The 18,964-nt window shown below is 33.8% G+C and carries 17 protein-coding genes and 1 other RNA gene; 2 read left to right on the top strand and 16 right to left on the bottom strand.

The features are described from left to right. Positions 1 to 88: 88 nt before the first annotated feature. Genes RWZ86_RS00820 through RWZ86_RS00805 form a run of 4 tightly spaced genes read right to left on the bottom strand, consistent with a single transcriptional unit; the run spans position 89 to position 3,646 of the window. On the bottom strand, positions 89 to 1,114 hold the full coding sequence (locus RWZ86_RS00820; protein ID WP_314679191.1) for an L-threonylcarbamoyladenylate synthase: 1,026 nt from the start codon (positions 1,112 to 1,114) through the stop codon (positions 89 to 91). Position 1,115: 1 nt separating this feature from the next. Further along, entirely contained in the window at positions 1,116 to 1,991 is an 876-nt protein-coding gene (gene prmC / locus RWZ86_RS00815) for a peptide chain release factor N(5)-glutamine methyltransferase (protein WP_314679190.1), read from the bottom strand. Beyond that, positions 1,978 to 3,057, bottom strand: coding sequence for a peptide chain release factor 1 (gene prfA, locus RWZ86_RS00810; protein ID WP_314110577.1), 1,080 nt, complete (start codon positions 3,055 to 3,057; stop codon positions 1,978 to 1,980). The genes prmC and prfA overlap by 14 nt, the downstream gene beginning before the upstream one ends. A 10-nt stretch (positions 3,058 to 3,067) precedes the next feature. Then, a complete protein-coding gene (locus RWZ86_RS00805) occupies positions 3,068 to 3,646 on the bottom strand; it encodes a thymidine kinase (protein WP_314110580.1) in 579 nt (192 codons plus the stop codon). Positions 3,647 to 3,863: 217 nt separating this feature from the next. Between RWZ86_RS00805 and RWZ86_RS00800 the strand changes: the two genes are divergently transcribed. Together RWZ86_RS00800 and RWZ86_RS00795 are read left to right on the top strand one after the other, a co-directional pair. Next, complete coding sequence (locus tag RWZ86_RS00800) at positions 3,864 to 5,207, top strand: Mur ligase family protein (protein ID WP_314679188.1); 1,344 nt, start codon at positions 3,864 to 3,866, stop codon at positions 5,205 to 5,207. Further along, entirely contained in the window at positions 5,204 to 5,860 is a 657-nt protein-coding gene (locus RWZ86_RS00795; protein ID WP_314679185.1) for an adenosylcobyric acid synthase, read from the top strand. Before RWZ86_RS00800 ends, RWZ86_RS00795 begins: the two co-directional genes overlap by 4 nt. Before the next feature lie 53 nt (positions 5,861 to 5,913). Here RWZ86_RS00795 and RWZ86_RS00790 read toward each other — a convergent pair whose 3' ends face one another. From RWZ86_RS00790 to rpmG, 12 genes are all read right to left on the bottom strand, one after another. Continuing rightward, positions 5,914 to 6,609 carry a hypothetical protein gene (locus tag RWZ86_RS00790; protein WP_314679183.1) on the bottom strand — a complete coding sequence of 232 codons (696 nt, stop codon included), beginning with the start codon at positions 6,607 to 6,609 and terminating at the stop codon, positions 5,914 to 5,916. A gap of 201 nt (positions 6,610 to 6,810) precedes the next feature. Beyond that, positions 6,811 to 9,495, bottom strand: coding sequence for a CAP domain-containing protein (locus RWZ86_RS00785; RefSeq protein ID WP_314679181.1), 2,685 nt, complete (start codon positions 9,493 to 9,495; stop codon positions 6,811 to 6,813). Positions 9,496 to 10,127: 632 nt separating this feature from the next. Continuing rightward, positions 10,128 to 10,495: a transfer-messenger RNA gene (gene ssrA / locus RWZ86_RS00780) on the bottom strand. Positions 10,496 to 10,552: 57 nt separating this feature from the next. Beyond that, positions 10,553 to 10,732: a hypothetical protein gene (locus RWZ86_RS00775; protein ID WP_314679180.1), complete on the bottom strand. Its 180-nt coding sequence runs from the start codon at positions 10,730 to 10,732 to the stop codon at positions 10,553 to 10,555. Positions 10,733 to 10,767: 35 nt separating this feature from the next. After that, entirely contained in the window at positions 10,768 to 11,181 is a 414-nt protein-coding gene (locus RWZ86_RS00770) for an EamA family transporter (RefSeq protein ID WP_314679178.1), read from the bottom strand. Between the two features lie 106 nt (positions 11,182 to 11,287). Beyond that, positions 11,288 to 12,013, bottom strand: coding sequence for a histidine phosphatase family protein (locus RWZ86_RS00765; RefSeq protein WP_314679176.1), 726 nt, complete (start codon positions 12,011 to 12,013; stop codon positions 11,288 to 11,290). A gap of 65 nt (positions 12,014 to 12,078) precedes the next feature. Continuing rightward, on the bottom strand, positions 12,079 to 13,626 hold the full coding sequence (abc-f, locus tag RWZ86_RS00760) for a ribosomal protection-like ABC-F family protein (RefSeq protein WP_314679175.1): 1,548 nt from the start codon (positions 13,624 to 13,626) through the stop codon (positions 12,079 to 12,081). 154 nt (positions 13,627 to 13,780) lie between these two features. Continuing rightward, a complete protein-coding gene (locus tag RWZ86_RS00755; protein ID WP_314679173.1) occupies positions 13,781 to 14,551 on the bottom strand; it encodes a zeta toxin family protein in 771 nt (256 codons plus the stop codon). Continuing rightward, the gene (locus RWZ86_RS00750; RefSeq protein WP_314679171.1) at positions 14,551 to 15,027 is read right to left on the bottom strand and encodes a helix-turn-helix transcriptional regulator; all 477 of its coding nucleotides are present in this window, start codon (positions 15,025 to 15,027) and stop codon (positions 14,551 to 14,553) included. Before RWZ86_RS00750 ends, RWZ86_RS00755 begins: the two co-directional genes overlap by 1 nt. 89 nt (positions 15,028 to 15,116) lie before the next feature. Continuing rightward, on the bottom strand, positions 15,117 to 16,829 hold the full coding sequence (locus tag RWZ86_RS00745; protein ID WP_314679169.1) for an ABC transporter ATP-binding protein: 1,713 nt from the start codon (positions 16,827 to 16,829) through the stop codon (positions 15,117 to 15,119). Positions 16,830 to 16,832: 3 nt separating this feature from the next. After that, a complete protein-coding gene (locus tag RWZ86_RS00740) occupies positions 16,833 to 18,227 on the bottom strand; it encodes an MATE family efflux transporter (protein ID WP_314679167.1) in 1,395 nt (464 codons plus the stop codon). 403 nt (positions 18,228 to 18,630) lie between these two features. Continuing rightward, positions 18,631 to 18,783, bottom strand: coding sequence for a 50S ribosomal protein L33 (gene rpmG / locus RWZ86_RS00735; protein WP_005607156.1), 153 nt, complete (start codon positions 18,781 to 18,783; stop codon positions 18,631 to 18,633). Positions 18,784 to 18,964: the final 181 nt, after the last annotated feature.

Raw genomic sequence — 18,964 nt, 5'->3', positions numbered from 1 at the left:
TCCTTTTCTTCTATAGAATTATTCTAACATAGTTTATGTGTATCATCAAAATTAGCAACTTATGTTAACTCCATAATAGAACATTCTTCTATCTTTCTTTTTTAGTAAAACTAGACGCTTTTTCTAATCGATTCATATACGCCAATCCTGCGCCTTCTTTAACACTTGCTTGCGCTAAAATAATCGTTGCATCTGTATGATCTAATGTTCTTAGAGCATTAAATAAATGGTAACTCATATCCAAAACTGAATCTTTTTCTCCTAATGAATAAGACTCGCTCACAGTTGACTTCACTGCTTCTAAAACATCATCTGTTGCCATGACTGCAACTTTTTCGCCTTGTTCTTGATAATCTCCAATTAGTGAATGCCAAAACTCTAAAGAACCTTCCACCACCACAACAGGAGTTGTTGGAGCATAGTGACGATATTTCATTCCCGGTGATTTAGGAGTTACTTTTTCCCCGGTTGTTGTTTTCATATATTCTACTAATGGTCCAATAATAGGTTCAATTTCTTCCTTTGTAATCATGCCTGGTCGTAAGATGACTGGACCTTCTTCATTCGTTAAATCAATGACTGTAGATTCAACACCGACACTTGTGTCTCCACCATCAACAATACCTGCAATTCTTCCATCCATATCTTCTACTACATGTTGGACTCTTGTCGGACTTGGTTTTGTCGATTGATTGGCACTTGGACCAACTAATGGTATCCCAACTTGTTCAATTAATGATAATGTCAACTCATGATTTGGCATTCTAAATGATACAGTCGGTAATCCTGCTGATAATGCTGGTGCATAAATACCAGGTTTTGCTTTTAAAATCATCGTCAATGGACCTGGCCAAAAATGTTCCGCTAATAATTTCGCATTTTCTGGAAATTCTTCAACAGTATCCATCACTTGGTCTACAGAATGTACATGAACAATTAATGGATTATCACTTGGTCTTCCCTTTGCTTCAAACACTTTTAAAACCGCTTCTTGACTCGTTGCAATCGCCCCTAATCCATATACCGTTTCTGTTGGGAAAGCTACAACTTCTCCTTCTTTCAATAAAGAAGCTGCTTTATCTAATGTTTCTTGATGAAAAATTTGTGTATTCATGTTACTTCCTCCCTCCTACAATAATCATTCGGTCATTTCCTGATAAATCTTTATGAATACTTACTTCTCGATTCGGACAATACTGTTTAAATAATTGCTGAACAGCCTTTCCTTGTTTAAATCCAATTTCAAAAAAGGCTTGCCCTTCTTCTAATAAGTAATTTTCTAAATTTTCTGCAATATTACGGTAAATTGCTAATCCTTCATCTTCTGCAAAAAGAGCTACTTCTGGTTCAAAACGTAAAACTGATTCGTCCATCACATTTTTTTCTGAAACATCAATATAAGGAGGATTACTTATGATACATACAAACTTTTGAGGAGAAACTTCTTGAAATACATCGCTTAAATATAAAGAAACCTTTTCTAATTGGTATTTTTCTTGATTTTTCTTAGCAACTTCAAGCGCTCCTTCTGAAATATCCACGCCTTGATAAGAAAAGTCAGGGCATTCTAATGCTAATGTATGAATAATACAACCTGTTCCTACTCCAATTTCTAACACTTTTCCACTAGAATGTTCAGATAAAAAAGCAATAATTTTCTCAACTAATTCTTCTGTCTCCGGTCTTGGAATTAAAGTATCGGGACTCACAATGAATTCTCGTCCATAAAATTCTGCTTGCTTTGTAATATATTGCAATGGTTCAAAATTTGATAAACGGATGATTAGTGGTTCCATTTGATCCCATAATCCAACTACTGCAGGCTGGTTCAAATGAATCAGTAAATCAGTCATCGTCCAATTATTCAAATATAAACTTAATTGACGAGCATACCAGTCACAATCTTCTTTTGAAAAAGACGGTTGTCTTTCTTGTAAAAAACAAGAAGCCCTTACTAGGACTTCCTGATTCGTTGGATTAGTTATTTCCATTATTTAATTGCTCCAATTTTTCAGTGTGATCGTATAAAATTAATGCATCAACAATTTCATCAATTTTTCCTGCAAGAACTTGGTCTAATTTTTGTAACGTTAATCCAATACGGTGATCTGTCACACGATTTTGAGGGAAATTGTATGTACGAATACGTTCTGAACGATCCCCAGTACCAACGGCAGATTTTCTATTTGCATCATATTCTGATTGAGCTTCTTGAGAGATTTTATCGTATACACGAGCACGTAATACTTTCATCGCTTTCTCTCTGTTTTTCAATTGAGAACGTTCATCTTGCATCGCTACGACAATACCTGTTGGTAAGTGAGTTAAACGAACGGCAGAAGCTGTTTTATTAACGTGTTGTCCACCTGCACCAGAAGCATGATAAATATCCACACGAATATCTTTATCTTCTAATTCAATCTCAACTTCTTCTGCTTCAGGCATAACTACAACTGTTGCAGTTGATGTATGCACACGACCTTGTGATTCAGTTGAAGGAACACGTTGTACACGGTGAGCTCCTGATTCATATTTTAATTTAGAGAATACATTATCCCCTGTAATCATTAAAATAACTTCTTTATATCCACCAATACCTGTAATGTTAGCATCCATTACTTCTACACGCCAACCTTGAGATTCTGCATATTTTTGGTACATCGCTAATAAATCTCCCGCAAATAATGCTGCTTCATCTCCACCGGCAGCTCCACGAATTTCCATAATAATGTTTTTACCATCATTTGGATCTTCTGGTAATAATAAGAATTTAATTTTTTCTTCTAATTCTACTTTTTCTTTTTTAAGAGAAGCTAATTCTTCTTTAGCCATTTCAGCCATTTCACTATCTAAGCCTTCTCCTAGCATTTCTTCAGTATCGCCAATTTCTTCCACTACTTGTTGATAACGTTTAAAAGTTTCAACTTTTGGACGTAAATTAGACTCTTCTTTTGTTAATTCCATAAAACGTTTTGTATCGCTAATCACATCTGGGTCACTTAATAACTCAGATAACTCATCATAACGAATAATAAAACTATCTAATTGATCAAACATAACTTCCTCCTTAAACTCTTTCTTCACCTGGGTGTGAATAATGATATCGACAAACAGGATAATAAGATTCATTCCCGCCAATTTGGATTTGTTCACCTGTATAAACAGGTTTTCCATCTACGACACGCATATTCATACTTGCCTTTTTATGGCAGTACCAGCAAATCGTTTTAATTTCCTCAATTTTATCTGCGTACAATAATAAATATTTAGATCCGGTAAATAATTCATTTTGGAAATCATTTTTTAATCCAAAAGCCATTACAGGAATATCCAAAATATCTACAATATGCGCTAAATCTAAAATATGTTCTCTACTTAAAAATTGAGATTCATCAATTAAAATACAAGCAGGTTTTACCTCTTGCTCTTTTACAATAGCAATAATATCTGTTTCATCATAAATTGGAATTGCTTGTCTTCGAATTCCGATACGACTAGAAACATATCCTACTTCATCACGATCATCGATTGCACTTGTAAATAATAATACAGATTTATTTTGTTCTTCATAATTATGAGCAACTTTTAAAATTTCAATCGACTTTCCACTATTCATTGCACCGTATTTAAAAAACAATTGTGCCACAATTTTAACCTCCTGACACTTTTATATACCTTTAACATCTTACGATAATATCGAGAGTTGTGCAACGAAAAACTGTTAAAAATCATTATGAACTTTTTCATATAATTCCAAACAAATTCTTATTCATTTCTTAATTAGAAAACAGGCGAATTGTATTCCTTTTCAGTGATTTTATGCTACAATAAAAAAGAATATTTTTTGAAAGGATGCACGTTTCGTGAATATACGTACCAAATTTGCCATTGAAGCGGGAAAATTCACTCGCTGGGCACTTAAAACTTTTACAAATGGTGGAAGTAGCTTCCCAGGAAAAGTAGCTCATGTTATTGATCCACATATTTTAAAACATTTATCAGACCATTATGAAGTCATTATTGTTAGTGGAACAAATGGAAAGACTTTGACGACTTCTTTAATCGTTCAATTATTAAAACAAAAATATCCAAATATTTTAACGAATCCAACTGGAGCAAATTTAACACAAGGAATTGTCTCTACATTCTTAAATCATACTCCTGTTAAAGGTGAAAAAAATATTGCTGTATTAGAAGTTGACGAAGCAACGATTAAACATATTACACCATTTATTCAACCAAAATTATTCGTATTTACAAATATTTTCCGTGATCAAATGGATCGCTTTGGTGAAATTTATACAACTTACCAATATATGTTAGATGGTGCAAGTTTTGCTCCTGAAGCTACGATTCTATCAAATGGAGATGCGCCAATTTTCAATAGTGATACTCTTCCAAATCCAAGACTTTATTTTGGATTCAATCATACAGAAGATGGTCACTATCAAGCTCATTACAATACGGATGGTATTTTATGTCCACATTGCCATTCCATTTTACAATATAACTTTATTACGTATAGTAATTTAGGAAAATATTACTGCCCTAACGGAGATTTCAAACGTCCTGAATTAGACTATGCCGTGACAGAGTTAACAGAATTATCTCTAACAAAATCTTCTTTTAAAATTGATGGATTTGATTTTTCACTTCCAATTGGAGGACTATACAACATCTATAACGCCCTAAGTGCTTATGCTACAGCTAGATTTTTCGGATTAACCCCTGAAGAAATCCAAGCAGGATTTGGACAAGCTCAAAGAGTCTTCGGTCGTCAAGAAACCTTTACATTGGAAGACAAAGAAGTCATGATTAACTTAATTAAAAATCCAGTAGGATTTAACCAAATCGTCCAATTACTTGGCTATGAAAAAGAAGAATTTTCACTTACTGTTTTATTAAACGATAATTACGCAGATGGACAAGATATTAGTTGGATTTGGGATGGTGAGTTTGAAGAACTTGCAAAACTTACTCCAAAACAAACCTATATTGGAGGCATTCGAGTAGACGATTTAGAAACTCGAATGGAAGTTGCAGGATTTACAACTCTCACAAAAACAGAAAATAATGATGACTTAATTGAAAAATTAAAATCAGTACCAACGAAAAAAATTAATATTTTAGCAACGTATACGGCATTATTACAACTCCGTAAAGACTTAGCTAAACACGGTTACTTGAAAGAAGGAATGACTTCATGAAAATAAGAATTTGTCATTTATACGGAAATTTAATGAACACTTATGGAGATAATGGAAATCTACTCATGCTCCAACATCGTGCTAAAAAATTAGGCTATGAAGTCGAAACGACATTGATTAGTTTAGGGGATCCATTTAACCCTGAAGACTTTGACATCGTCATGTTCGGTGGTGGTCAAGACTATGAACAAACTATCGTGGCAAAAGACTTACAATCCAAAAAAGACGCCTTAATCCACTTCATTGAAGACGATGGAGTTGTATTAGGGATTTGCGGTGGCTTCCAATTATTAGGACGTTACTACATCAATGCAGCCGGTGAAAAATTAGATGGAATTGGCGCAATTGACTGCTATACAAATGGCCAATTTGACCACCGATTTATCGGAGATATTACAATCTACGATGAAGAAACAGGAGAAACATATGTTGGTTATGAAAACCACATCGGAAGAACTTATCTCTGCAAAAATCTTAAACCATTAGGTACTGTTACTAGTGGAAATGGAAATAATGATGAGGACAAAACAGAAGGGGTACATTACAGAAATGTCTTCTGCTCTTACTTCCATGGACCACTGCTCGTTCGAAATCAACATCTCGCTGATCGTATGATTGAATTAGCAGCACAACGACAATTAAGTAAACAATGATAAGAATAAAGAAGCATAGAAATGTTTAAAATTCATTTCTATGCTTCTTTTTATTAACCAAAAAATCCACTTTTCACTGTAGAATGTAGACTCTTAGTTTCTAATAAATTAATTGTTTGAATTACAGATTGGTAACGAGCATTAGACTGAATTGAATTTAGACTCTTTCGCATCACTTCTTGGTTATACTCAACTTTATCACGATGTTTTTCTTCTGCTAATAAATTTGCAGCCTCTTTAAAATTATCGGCTCTATAAGTTTCAAGGTAGCTGTAAAGTAAATAAAGATCATTCATATTAAAAAAAGTAGCTGGAATTTCTTTTTTATAAGCTAAAAATTGTTCATCCTTCATCAATTCATTTCCTTTTTGACGATATGCTTTAGAGGCATCATTCTTAGAAGCATTTGAAAACTCATTTTTGGCTATATGCTTATATATTGCTTTTACAATAAAGACAATAGGTGAAAACATAAGTTGGAAAACTCCATAACCAAGCGCCAGTCCAAAAATAAATTCAAAAAATGAAGGTACAACTCCTTTAAGTAATCCTAAAAAGAAGCAGAACAAAATCAACGCTAGAACAGCTAAATTATACTTTTTTTTAAGTTCGTCGTAATTCCCCATAATATGATTATATGCTTTATTTTGCTCAGCTGAAATAGCCTTATTCAAATCTGATACAGCTTTAAAAATTTGAAAGCTATATCCAAACATTTCAATCAATTCTTCTCTATTATATTTATTCATAATTTATATTCCCTTTCTCTAATCATCTTTAATTTATTGCTTATTTAGGCAAGAAACACTTAAAGTCGACAAACTATTCTATACTTCGCTTAGTGAAAATATCAGTTTTTCAAAAGTAATAAATAGGATTTTTCTTAATGAACACGATTCAACAATACTTTTTCTAAATATTTATATTTTATGATGATTATTCTATCGTATCTACACCCATTCACCATTAGCGTTAACTCTATAACCATCTGGTGTTGTAGTATTCGTTAATAAAGCGCCTAAACGATTTGCATAGTACCATTTCCCATTGACTTCAAACCAACCGGTTTGCATTGCACCTGAGCCATTTAAGTAGTACCATGTACCGTTATCTTTCACCCAGCCTGTTTGCATTGCACCTGAGCCGTTTAGATAGTACCATACACCTTTATCTTGTACCCAACCGGTTTGCATTGCGCCTGAGCTATTTAAGTAGTACCATGTACCATTATCTTTCACCCAACCTGTTTGCATTGCGCCTGAGCCATTTAGATAGTACCATGTATCATTATCTTTTACCCAGCCTGTTTGCATTGTACCTGAACCGTTTAAATAGTACCATGCGCCTTTATCTTGTACCCAACCAGTTGCTTTAGTTCTACCATCTCCCAAGATATAGTTCCATTCACCTTTATCATTTTGAACCCAATCGGATGGTTGAGTCGGAGTCACGATAGGAGTGTCAGGATTTAAAGGATTCGTAGGATTTATTGGATTAACCGGATTAATCGGGTTTGTAGGCACTGTTGGTCTATTCTCGATATTAAATTGGTTTAAAATACGTCTATAGTCACTTTCAGCGTCATTTAATTGGTTTTGTGCTGTTGTTAAGTTTTGAGTTGCTTGCGTTAATCGTTGCTCAGCATTTGTTTTATCTGTTTGTGATTGTGATAAACGAGTTTGTAATTGTGGTAATTGAGCTTGTAACGCTACAGCATTGTTACGAGTTTGTGTTGCAGTATCAATTTCACGTTGTAAATTGTTAATAGTTGTTGTAAGGTCTGTAACACGTTTTGTCGCATCATCTAAATCTTTTTGTTTTTGAGTGACAATAGTTGCTTTTGCAGTTGCATCAGCTGTTAATGTTGCTAAATCACTTTTCGCTTGATTTAATGCTGTTGTCAAAGCAACACGTGTTGCAGATAAGTTACCTAAGTTAGCGTTTAATGTATTCAATGTTTGGGTTAATATTGTTTTGTTGGCAACTAATTGATCACGTTCGCCTTCTTGGGTTGTTTTCTGCGCACGCAATGCATCCAATTCGGTTTGTAAATTCGCACGGTTATCTGTTGTTGTGCTCTTCACGAACACATAATGGATGTCTTCGATAAATTTCATTTTCTTACCAAATAATGTTGGATTTAGTTTATCTGACTCATCAAATCCTTTATAAATTTCGGCATTACGTTTGTACGATTCACTCGGTTTAGTAACAACAGTAATTGGGTATCCCAATGATGTATCTGTGGTAAATTCTGAACCAGTGTGGCTGTTTGTGTTATATGATACAAAATATACAAGTGGGTTCATTGTTGACAATGTTGACATTGCGACACCGATTTTACCACCCATCGGTGTAAATAAATTTCGTCTGTGTCCGTATGAGTATTTATGAACATTGCCAAAATCAGAATACCAACCTAACAGATGTTCATATGCTAACGTTTCATTTGTGACAATATGATCAAATGAAATGTAGTCACCTTCACGCCCTTTAGTTCCACGTACACTAATATTTTCAGCACCATGTTCACCCTCAGGACCAGGCTGTGTCAATTTCGTACTGTGAGTTAAAATACCAGAATCTTGCATTTCATTTGCACGTGCTGTCGCATATGACAAATATGCTTCATCTACTTGCAAGTTACCTTCCACACCATTCAATTCACGTAATTGATTCACTAACTTCGTGAAAGCCTCAGCAAATGCACGATTGTCCAGTTTGTAACGATATACCGGTTCTGTTTTATAGTCACCTGTTGCGTCATCGAACGGATTTTTCTCATAATCAGCTTTTGCTTTTAGGAAGTCTTCCATTTCTGGAGTAGCTGTCAATTCAACGATTTTAACCCCATTAAAGTTAACAGCTTCCATTTTTGGTACGCCACCTTCAAATGGCTGATTTTTCTTATTATATTCATAATCTTCTAATCTTGCTGGTGCTGTTGCATTACGTTCATCCGGATTCAAATCGGTTTTATGAACCGTTGGTTGATAGTTATTAATCTCAGCTTGTTTAGTTGCAATTTTTGTGTTTGTATCTGCAAGTTGCGCATTTTTCGCAGTAATATCTGTTTCAGCCTTAGTAATCTCTGCTGTTGTATCTGCAATATTTTTGCGTACTGTCGCATCTGATAAATTATCTAAATCCTGTTGTTTTTTATTCACATCTGCTTGTTTAGAATCACGTGCTTGATTAGCGAGTTGGCTATCCGTTTTAGCTGTCGTCAATGCTGTTTTTGCATCTGTTTCGCCTTGTTTTGCTGCTGTCAAGTTTGTGTCAGCTGTGTTTTTAGCATTTGTTTTATTTGTGATAATCGTATCTTGTGCCGAAACAATAGCTGCTGCGTTATTTGCTGTTGTAATATCACTATTTGTTTTTGCAATGATATCTTCAGCTTTTTTCTTATCATTTGTTGCTTTATCAACATCTGCTTGTGCTTTTGTCACATCTGCTTTTGTAGCATCTACTTTTGCTTTTGCTTTTGCTACATCTTGTGCTGTAACTTTTACCGAGTTAGTTGAGTTTGTAGAACTAATCTCCTCAACTAACTTTGCATACAAGTTACTATTAACAGAAGACGCACAAACTAGAATAGACGTTAAACTAACACTTAACAATAATTTTTTCTTCATACTTTATCATCCAAAAAATAAAATGCAATTCACGATATATAGACAATAATATAATTGTTCATACATGTACTATAATCTTACAATAAATATATAATATTTCCGTTTTTTTCAACTTTTTTCCTATTAGAAATTATTGCTTCCTCTAGCCTTTCAAGGATAGTTAGCGTTTTCTTTTTTGAAGTTTAATAAATTAATGATAAACTGTTTTTTTGATGTTGAATTTACTTACATCTATACGAAATACTACCGTTAATTTATCAAGTCCACTTTCAAATAATAATTTATTAATCGAAATTTCCCAATTCTTTAAATAAGTAATCAATATCTTCTCTTGTTATTGTTTTTTGTAAACTCTGTGTTAAAATCCATTTAGAAGTCACTCCTTTTTTCATTTGTTTTGGCAGAATAAATGATACTAGTTAGTAATTTCTTTTTTTAGTTTACACAAAATACTATATACTCTAGAAATACAAGTAAACCACACTGATTAATATTAAAACCACTGATATTTACTAATTTTTTGAACAATAGAAAGGCATCTAAATAGTTATCTAAACTTTTTAGCATACAACAAAAAACAAAGGCTTAGAAACATTGAAATATCAATATTTCTAAGCCTTATTCATCGTAAAAAATGGAGCCGAGGGGAGTCGAACCCCTGTCCAAATATATCGACACAATCAAATCTACATTCATAGTTTATCGATTTAGAGTTTCGCTACTGATTAGCTGATAAACAAGCATCATCTTAAGCTAGCCTGATCATCTCTGTTTCACTTAGACAGACGGAAAAGTGAACCGTATCCCACTAATAATGAGACCTGGACCCGAGCACATGGGCGATGCCGGACAGATCTTAGCTTGCAGGTATTAAGCTGCGAAAGCTAAAGTGTTTGTTTGTTGTTTGTCAGTTATATTTAACTGTAACGTTTTTACGTAGCCGTAACCTACGAAATGCATTGAAAGCTCAACCTATACCTGTCGAATCCGTAACGACCCCGTATATTCTTTTATACTAACAAAAAATCAACCTGCACGCAAATTATAACTATTCACTCTATTTTGAAAAAATAAACAATAATTCATTAATAATGATGACTCCTACAAATGAAATAGCTAAAACCAAAAGCGGTAGACGAATATCTTCTGCCTGGAATCCCTTATACACGACTAATACAAAATCAATCATCATTGTTAGCGCAAAAATTCCCATCATCATATTCAAAAAGTGCTGCACAGCATCACTTCCTTTTTATCCATCAAATTTCAACACTACCACACCATCAAAACAGTTCCTGCAGTAATCAATCCACAGCCAATCAAGGTTTTAATTGTTAGAGTATCTTGTAAAAAGATAACTGCTAGAAACACAGTAATGACAATACTTAACTTATCAATTGCTGCTACTTCTGCTACACTTCCTAATTGCAAAGCTCGATAATAACATAACCAAGATGCTCCTGTTGCTAGTCCTGATAAGATTAAAAATATCCAACTTTTCTTACTAATCTCGCTTAATCCAGCCTGTTGATTCGTTACAAATACCATCAACCATGACATTGCTACAACAACTACTGTACGAACTGCCGTTGCTAAAATAGAATTCACTCCATTAATTCCAATCTTCGCTAAAATTGACGTTAACGCTGCAAAAAATGCCGATAATAATGCAAATACCATCCACATATTTATTCCTTCTTTCCTTCAAAAATAGAAAAGACTTTTCTAAATAGTATCGTCCTGCATCATCTGGCATTCTTGACTACTTTTAGAAAAGTCATTTTAACTTTCTTTATTTTTCAAATAATGTCATTGGTAGTAATGAGAATTCACGCTCTACCGCTTCTTTTCTCAACGCAAAATGACTTGTTTGATTTAATGCTTTCAAATGATATTGTCCATTTGAATATTCCACAATGTTTAAAGATGAATTATCAATCATATCTGATAATTTAAAATCAGGAATTAATTCATGTAAAATATTACGGATTGTCATTCCATGGCTAACAATTAGAATATGTTGATTCGTATCACGATGTTTATCGATTACTTTAATCAACCCTTGTTCTACACGAGTCCAAAATTCCATAAAGTTTTCTCCAATATGATCTGGTTCCATTGCTTTAATTTGATTCATCTCTTCAATTACATTTCTACCATCATTTTGATCAAAGGTACGTTGTAATGTTTTGTACAAATTCGTCCAAACTTCTGTTGCATTTTGTCCTTCTAAGCTTCCAAAACACACTTCACGAAATTCTGGCATCATTTGTAAGCTTAATTGATCTCGTAAAGGATGATCTCTTAATACTAATTGAGCTGTTTCAATTGTTCTTCTTAAATCACTTGTATACACTGCGTGAAATGGAATATCTCTCATCCCTAATCCAGAACGGATGGCATCTAATCTACCTTCTTTTGTTAATGGAGTATCTGCCCATCCTTGAATTTTATTGTATCGATTAAAAACTGTCTCGCCATGTCTCATGAAATATAATGTAACGCCTTTATCTGCCATAATATTTCCTCCTCAAATCATTTGCTACTACCATTGTACTCAATTTTGCTCAAAAAATCATATATTTAAGATGAAAGTTTTGAAAAATCCCAAATATCGGTTGCTAACCCTTCATAAAACTCTGGTTCGTGGCAAACCATTAAAATACTACCCTTATATTCTTTTAAGGCACGTTTTAATTCGTCTTTAGCATCTACATCTAAGTGGTTCGTTGGTTCGTCTAACACTAATACATTCGATTCATCATTCATTAATTTACAGAAACGAACTTTTGCTTGTTCTCCCCCACTTAGTACTTGAATTTGACTTTCAATATGTTTACTTGTTAATCCACAACGAGCTAATGCAGCACGAACTTCAGGTTGCGTCATCGATGGGAATGTATCCCAAATTTCTTCCAAGGCTGTTTTACGATTTCCTTGAGGTGTTTCTTGTTCGAAATAGCCTAAATCAATATAGTCTTCACGAGTAACTTTTCCTTCTAACGGTTTAATAATACCTAATAAACTCTTTAATAAAGTCGTTTTCCCAATACCATTTGCTCCGACAATCGCAATCTTTTGTCCACGTTCCATTTCTAAATTCAATGAACCCGTTAAAGCACGATCGTATCCAATGACTAATCCTTCTGTTTGGAAAATATAACGTCCTGGAGCACGAGAAGTTTTGAACTCAAATTTAGGCTTTGGCTTTTCACCTGCTAGCTCAATCACTTCCATTTTATCTAATTTTTTCTGACGTGACATTGCCATATTACGAGTAGCTACACGAGCTTTATTACGATTTACAAAGTCTTTTAAATCTGCAATTTCTTTTTGTTGACGATTATAAGCCGCTTCTAATTGAGATTTCTTCATCGCATAGACTTCTTGGAATTGATCATAATCTCCTACATAACGACTTAGTTCTTGATTATCCATATGATAAATTAAGTTGACAACACTATTTAAAAATGGAATATCATGTGAAATTAAAATAAATGCATTTTCGTACTCTTGTAAATAACGTTTTAACCATTCAATATGTTCTACATCTAAGTAGTTCGTTGGTTCATCTAATAATAAAATATCTGGTTTTTCTAATAATAATTTAGCAAGTAAAATTTTCGTACGTTGTCCACCACTTAATTCGCTGACATCACTATCCATGCCAAATGCTACAACACCCAACGCACGAGCCACTTCATCGATTTTTGCATCTAAAATATAAAAATCATGACTGTCTAAACGCTCTTGAATTTCTCCAACTTCTTCTAACATTGCATTCATAGAAGCTTCATCTGCATCGCCCATTGCCATATATAATTCATTCATACGAGCTTCCGCAACAAATAAATCATCAAAAGCTTTACGTAATACTTCTCGAACAGTCATTCCTTTTTCTAAAACGGTATGTTGATCTAAATAACCAACTTTCACATTTTTAGACCACTCGATTTTTCCTTCATCTGGTTGAAGTTTGCCCGTTACAATATTCATAAAAGTGGACTTACCTTCACCATTCGCTCCGACTAATCCAATATGTTCCCCTTTTAATAAACGGAAACTAACATCATTAAAAATGGCACGTTCCCCAAATCCGTGGGTTAATTTTTCTACATTTAAAATACTCATTGATTTTCTCCTTCAAATTTCTCTGGGTCATTGTATCATATTTACAAGAGGAATATCAAAGTATAGGTGGAAAATTTTCCTTTCTATTATCCCAACAAGAAAAAGCCTTACAGATTTTTCCGTAAAGCTTTGTCATTTCGCATATAGATACTTTTTAATCATTTATTCTCTTTTGTAGTATTTTCAATTTTTCTTGTCCTACTTTCAACATTTCCTGTTCAACCTGACTCCACTTTCCAAATAACACCTCTTGTAGAACAATTGCTGCTGAAATTGTGTCTTCTTTTGAATCAAAAATACATTTTCTATCTCTTTGATAAATTTGAATTCGTTCAAAAATCCCTAATTGTTCCAATAGCTGCGTATTCTTAACTAAATTTTCTACTATCCTATCATGATGTTCTTTTGGAGTTGCTCTAGCTTGTTCCGGGTTAATAGCGTATAGTTCTTCATATCGAATGACTGTACTTAAATACGACAATTCTGGTTTTGTAGCTATCAAAGCCAATTGAACCATATATCCCTTATTTTGTAATATTTCACTAGTTTTTCTGGGAACCTCTACAGTTCGTAATGTCCCTTCAATTAAAAGATGATATCCCAAATCGCTTAGCTTCTCTACTAGACATTCTACCATCTTCCCTGCAAATTGCTTTGTATATTCAACACTATCTTTACCATAGTTTTTCTGTAACATTAAATAACATGGATGCTGAAACCGAAAACTATCTCCATCAATAATAATGATATTCCCTTGAAACTCTTTTTGTTTAATACGATGAATTGTTGTTTTACCAGCTCCGCTTTGACCGCCCAGTAAAATTGCTATTGGATTTTTAGTGGAGTGCTTACCCCTTATCAAAGATCGTATATTGCGTTTCAGTACAAGTTGAAATTCTTCTTCCGTATACTCTGCAATATCCATCACGCTACCATCCGTTTCTCTGAGATGGTTATCATACGTTCAATACCATCCAAATACCCAACATAACGCTCTAACTCTTCAAAACTATTCACTAAATAAATATTGGTATGAATTAAATCAGATAAATCATCACTAATAACAACCCAAGGATTACTTTCATCATCAACCTCTACTCCTAGAATATTTTGATATTGATAAAGACGTGCTAACAGATTCGCCCCTCGCTCTTTTACAATTTCAATTTTTAAAGTCAATTCATACTCTTCCATAGGACTTAACATTTTTTCTTCTCCTACAACATCAACATAAGAAACATTTAATTTCTGACAAATTTTATCAATTAATTCAATAGAGATAGAACTTGTTCCATTTTCGTAACGGCTTAAACTATTACGAGAAACTCCTATCATTTTGGCAAATTCAGGTTGCGTTAACTGATTTTTCTTTCGTAATGCTTTTATATTCTTTCCAATCATAGTTACATCCCCCTATTCGATAAAATTATTATAGCACACCCAAAAACAAAACGCACCAAATTTGGTGCGTTTCTCAACAATATCTACCCTTACGCAAATTGCGCATGATACAAATCAGCGTAAATGCCATTTTTCTTCAATAATTCCTCATGCGTACCATCTTCTGCTAAACCATCTTCTGTTACTACTATAATGCGATCTGCATGTTGAATGGTTGCTAGTCGGTGCGCAATAATAAAAGTCGTTCTTCCTTTTGCAAGTTCATCAAAAGATTGTTGGATGAATTTCTCTGTTTGCGTATCTAATGCACTTGTTGCTTCATCCAAAATTAAAATCGAAGGATTTTTTAAGAAAATACGCGCAATCGATAACCGTTGTTTTTGTCCACCTGATAGTTTGACCCCACGTTCTCCGATTTGAGTATCCAATCCAAACTCTAAATCATCGACAACTTCTCTTAATTTCGAACGCTCAATGGCTTCTTCTACTTCTTCATCTGTTGCATCTAATCGTCCATACAGAACATTTTCACGAATCGTTCCATTAAATAAAAATACATCTTGTTGAACAACTCCAATTTGACGTCTTAACGATTGCAGTGTAAAGTTTCGAATATCTTGCCCATCGATTAATATTTCTCCCTCTTGTAATTCATAAAAACGAGGTAATAAATTCACTAATGTTGTTTTTCCGACACCTGAAGGACCAACAAACGCAACGGTTTCTCCCTTCTTCACATCCATTGAAACATGTTCCAAGACTGCTTTATTTTCTTCATATCCAAAACTTACATTGCGATAAGAAATATCTCCTTCAAAATGAGGAGCTTCGATTGCATCAGGTCGATCTTGAATATCTGGTTCAATAGCCATTAATTCTTGATAACGACGGAATCCAGCAACTCCTTTTGGATATAATTCAATCATCGAATTCATTTTATCAATAGGTCGAACAAAGACATTTGCTAGTAAAATATACCCCACTAATTCTCCCGCAGTAAGTTGTCCTGTAACAGTAAAATACGAACCTAGCATTAACGTAAATAAATTAATACTACGCATTAATAAATAATTAAATGAACTACTTGAACCCATTGTTTTATAAAACTGAATTTTATTCGTACGATATTCTTGAATTAATCCTTCAAATAATTGTTGTTCATGTTCTTCGTTGGCAAAAGCTTTTACGACACGCATCCCACTTAAAACATTTTCTAAACCTGCAGAATAGTGAGCTAGCCCTTTATAAATTTGACGATTAATCGCTGACATCTTTCGATTGAAAACCGCTAAAGCAATCGCTAAAAATGGAACAAACACAATTGTCCATAAAGCTAACGTTGGTTGAACTTGATACATCAATACAAATGAACCAATTAATGTCATTATAGCGATAAATAATTCTTCAGGACCATGATGGGCTAATTCACTAATATCAAATAAATCACTCGATAAACGGCTCAATAATTCCCCAATTTTCATATTATCAAAAAATGAAAATGATTGCTTTTGAATATGTGCAAATAAGTTTCTTCTCATATCCGTTTCTATATTAATTCCTAATAAATGCCCAAAAGCTACGACAATATAATTTAACACTGTAGAAGTCGCATATAGAAGAACTAAACTAAACCCTACTACAAGGATTATTCCAACATTTTGCTGTGGTAACACTTCATCAATGACACGATGAACCATTACAGGAAAAGCTAATTCTAAAATTGCCACAATAACCGCACAAGTAAAGTCTAATAAAAATAATTTTCGATACGGTTTATAATATTTAATAAATTCTTTTAACATGTACTAACTCTCTCCTTTTGCATAATGCATGCTACTCCAGTCTTTCCATTTATAAACTAAATGTCCATATAAAACCGTTAAAGCATTCGAAAGTAACATCGCAATCCAAATCCCAGTAGCCCCTAACTCTGTTAAACTTCCTAATATCCAAATAATTGGTAAACGAGCCACCCATAAACGACCAATTGACATATTCATCGAATATTTTGTTGCACTACAACCTTGGAAAAATCCACTATAAGCAGAAAACATCCCCATAAAGAAAATAATGAATGCTGTATAATATAAATATTCAACCGCACTATTCCAAAGAACTGTATCAGACACATCTTTAATAAAGATATGAAGTAGAGCATCTTGCCACATAAAAATAGCGACACTTCCAAGTGCAGAAATGAGTAACACCCAAATCAATGCTCGTTTGAATATCGCATGAGCTCGTTCAAATAAACCAGCTCCCATATTTTGCCCAATAATAGCCGTCAAAGCAGATCCAATTCCCATTTGCGGTTGCGTTAAAATATCTGAAATACGGTTGACCATTGAATAAGCTGCAAGAACAGACGTACCGTATGACTGAATTAATCCATTTAATACAGTAAACCCAAATGCTGCTCCTCCATATCCAAATGCAGAAGGCCATGCTACTTGTAATATCTTACGAATAACAGATGCATCATAATCCATTTCATACAATGGAACATGAATAATGGACTCTTTTCTAGTAGCCATAATCGCTAAAATCAATAAAATAATTTTTGCAATCACCGTTGCCCAAGCAGCTCCTTCAATCCCAGCATTTAAACCCGGTATTTGTGTAAAAGGAATCGTCGCAAAAATAAATATCGGATCTAACAAAACATTTGTGATAGAGGAAATTGTACTAACCACTGTAATTACTCTCGTTCTACCTTGCGCATTCAGCAACGCTTGATATCCAAAATAGTCAAAATCAAAAAACAATCCAATAAAATTAATTTTCAAATACGAAGTCGACTTCTCATAAAAGACGCCACTGGCTCCCATCCATTCTACAAATTGACCAGCAAAAATATAGCCAATGGTCGACAATAGAAAGCCAAATACAACCGTTAATGCCATCGTATTCCAAGTATATTTTTTGGCTAATTTTAAATCATTTGCTCCAAAATATTGCGCAATGAGAGCCGTTGCTCCAACACTAATTCCCAATCCAATTGAGATAAATAAAAAATTTAACGGCCAAATAAACGCAGTCGCCGCAAAATCTTCAGCAGACAACTGAGCTACATACAATCCATCCGTTAAATTATATAAAGTTCGAATTAAATTATTAATCATTAAAGGAGTGGCAATCGTCAAAATGACTCGATTAATATTTCCACTCGTTATAAAATTTTTTGTATTCTGTTTCTCCATTTTAATCACCTTTAACAGTATACAAGATTTTAAAGGATTAAGGTAGTGTTATGGTAATTCTGTAAAATACAGAATAAAAAGAGAAATCGATTTTTTATAGTAGCAAGCAAATGAAACCGGAGGGCTGCTGCCGTCCTTTACTACTATATCAAAAAATCCACTTTACATACGCTCTCCTATACGATCACGAAAAAAGAGAAATGATTTTTTATAGTAGCAAGCACATTAGGAGCCGCCAGGTGGCTACTAATGTTAGGAAAATTTGAGACCTAGGCTCAAATTTTAGCCATGAAACCGCAGGTTTGCTGGCGTCCTTTGCTACTATATCAAAAAATCCATTTCTCTTCCGTACCAAGAAAAAAAGGCCAAGCTTCGCTTGACCTTCCATTTACTTTTCTCGAAATTACTTTTTAGTTTCTTTGAAAACAACGTGTTTACGTAATTTTGGAGAATATTTTTTTAATTCTAAACGTTCTGGGTTGTTACGTTTGTTTTTGCTTGTTAAGTATAAACGTTCACCTGTTTCAGCACATTCTAATAAAATGTTGATACGCATGAATGACACCTCTCATTTCCAAATAGATTCAATAACTCATCGATTTTTTTACGATTTGCCTGTTTATAATAACAAAATCCTAGACCTTTGTCAATGGCTCTACTACAAATTCCAAATAATTTGTCTAAGCGTAAAGTTTCAAAGTAACTTCTAGTTAAGTATCAAAACTAGAAGTTAGTAT

Source organism: uncultured Granulicatella sp. (genome assembly GCF_963545075.1).
Lineage (GTDB): Bacteria > Bacillota > Bacilli > Lactobacillales > Aerococcaceae > Granulicatella.
The sequence above is the reverse complement of the archived record's forward strand: the minus strand, read 5'-3'. Positions and strand labels throughout refer to the sequence as shown.

What these genes read in the sequence shown, in the direction of transcription:
- RWZ86_RS00820 (WP_314679191.1), bottom strand. Translation starts at nt 1,114, where the DNA reads ATGAATACACAAATTTTTCATCAAGAAACATTAGATAAAGCAGCTTCT.
- prmC (WP_314679190.1), bottom strand. Translation starts at nt 1,991, where the DNA reads ATGGAAATAACTAATCCAACGAATCAGGAAGTCCTAGTAAGGGCTTCT.
- prfA (WP_314110577.1), bottom strand. Translation starts at nt 3,057, where the DNA reads ATGTTTGATCAATTAGATAGTTTTATTATTCGTTATGATGAGTTATCT.
- RWZ86_RS00795 (WP_314679185.1), top strand. Translation starts at nt 5,204, where the DNA reads ATGAAAATAAGAATTTGTCATTTATACGGAAATTTAATGAACACTTAT.
- RWZ86_RS00790 (WP_314679183.1), bottom strand. Translation starts at nt 6,609, where the DNA reads ATGAATAAATATAATAGAGAAGAATTGATTGAAATGTTTGGATATAGC.
- RWZ86_RS00785 (WP_314679181.1), bottom strand. Translation starts at nt 9,495, where the DNA reads ATGAAGAAAAAATTATTGTTAAGTGTTAGTTTAACGTCTATTCTAGTT.
- RWZ86_RS00770 (WP_314679178.1), bottom strand. Translation starts at nt 11,181, where the DNA reads ATGTGGATGGTATTTGCATTATTATCGGCATTTTTTGCAGCGTTAACG.
- RWZ86_RS00765 (WP_314679176.1), bottom strand. Translation starts at nt 12,013, where the DNA reads ATGGCAGATAAAGGCGTTACATTATATTTCATGAGACATGGCGAGACA.
- abc-f (WP_314679175.1), bottom strand. Translation starts at nt 13,626, where the DNA reads ATGAGTATTTTAAATGTAGAAAAATTAACCCACGGATTTGGGGAACGT.
- RWZ86_RS00755 (WP_314679173.1), bottom strand. Translation starts at nt 14,551, where the DNA reads ATGGATATTGCAGAGTATACGGAAGAAGAATTTCAACTTGTACTGAAA.
- RWZ86_RS00750 (WP_314679171.1), bottom strand. Translation starts at nt 15,027, where the DNA reads ATGATTGGAAAGAATATAAAAGCATTACGAAAGAAAAATCAGTTAACG.
- RWZ86_RS00745 (WP_314679169.1), bottom strand. Translation starts at nt 16,829, where the DNA reads ATGTTAAAAGAATTTATTAAATATTATAAACCGTATCGAAAATTATTT.
- RWZ86_RS00740 (WP_314679167.1), bottom strand. Translation starts at nt 18,227, where the DNA reads ATGGAGAAACAGAATACAAAAAATTTTATAACGAGTGGAAATATTAAT.
- rpmG (WP_005607156.1), bottom strand. Translation starts at nt 18,783, where the DNA reads ATGCGTATCAACATTTTATTAGAATGTGCTGAAACAGGTGAACGTTTA.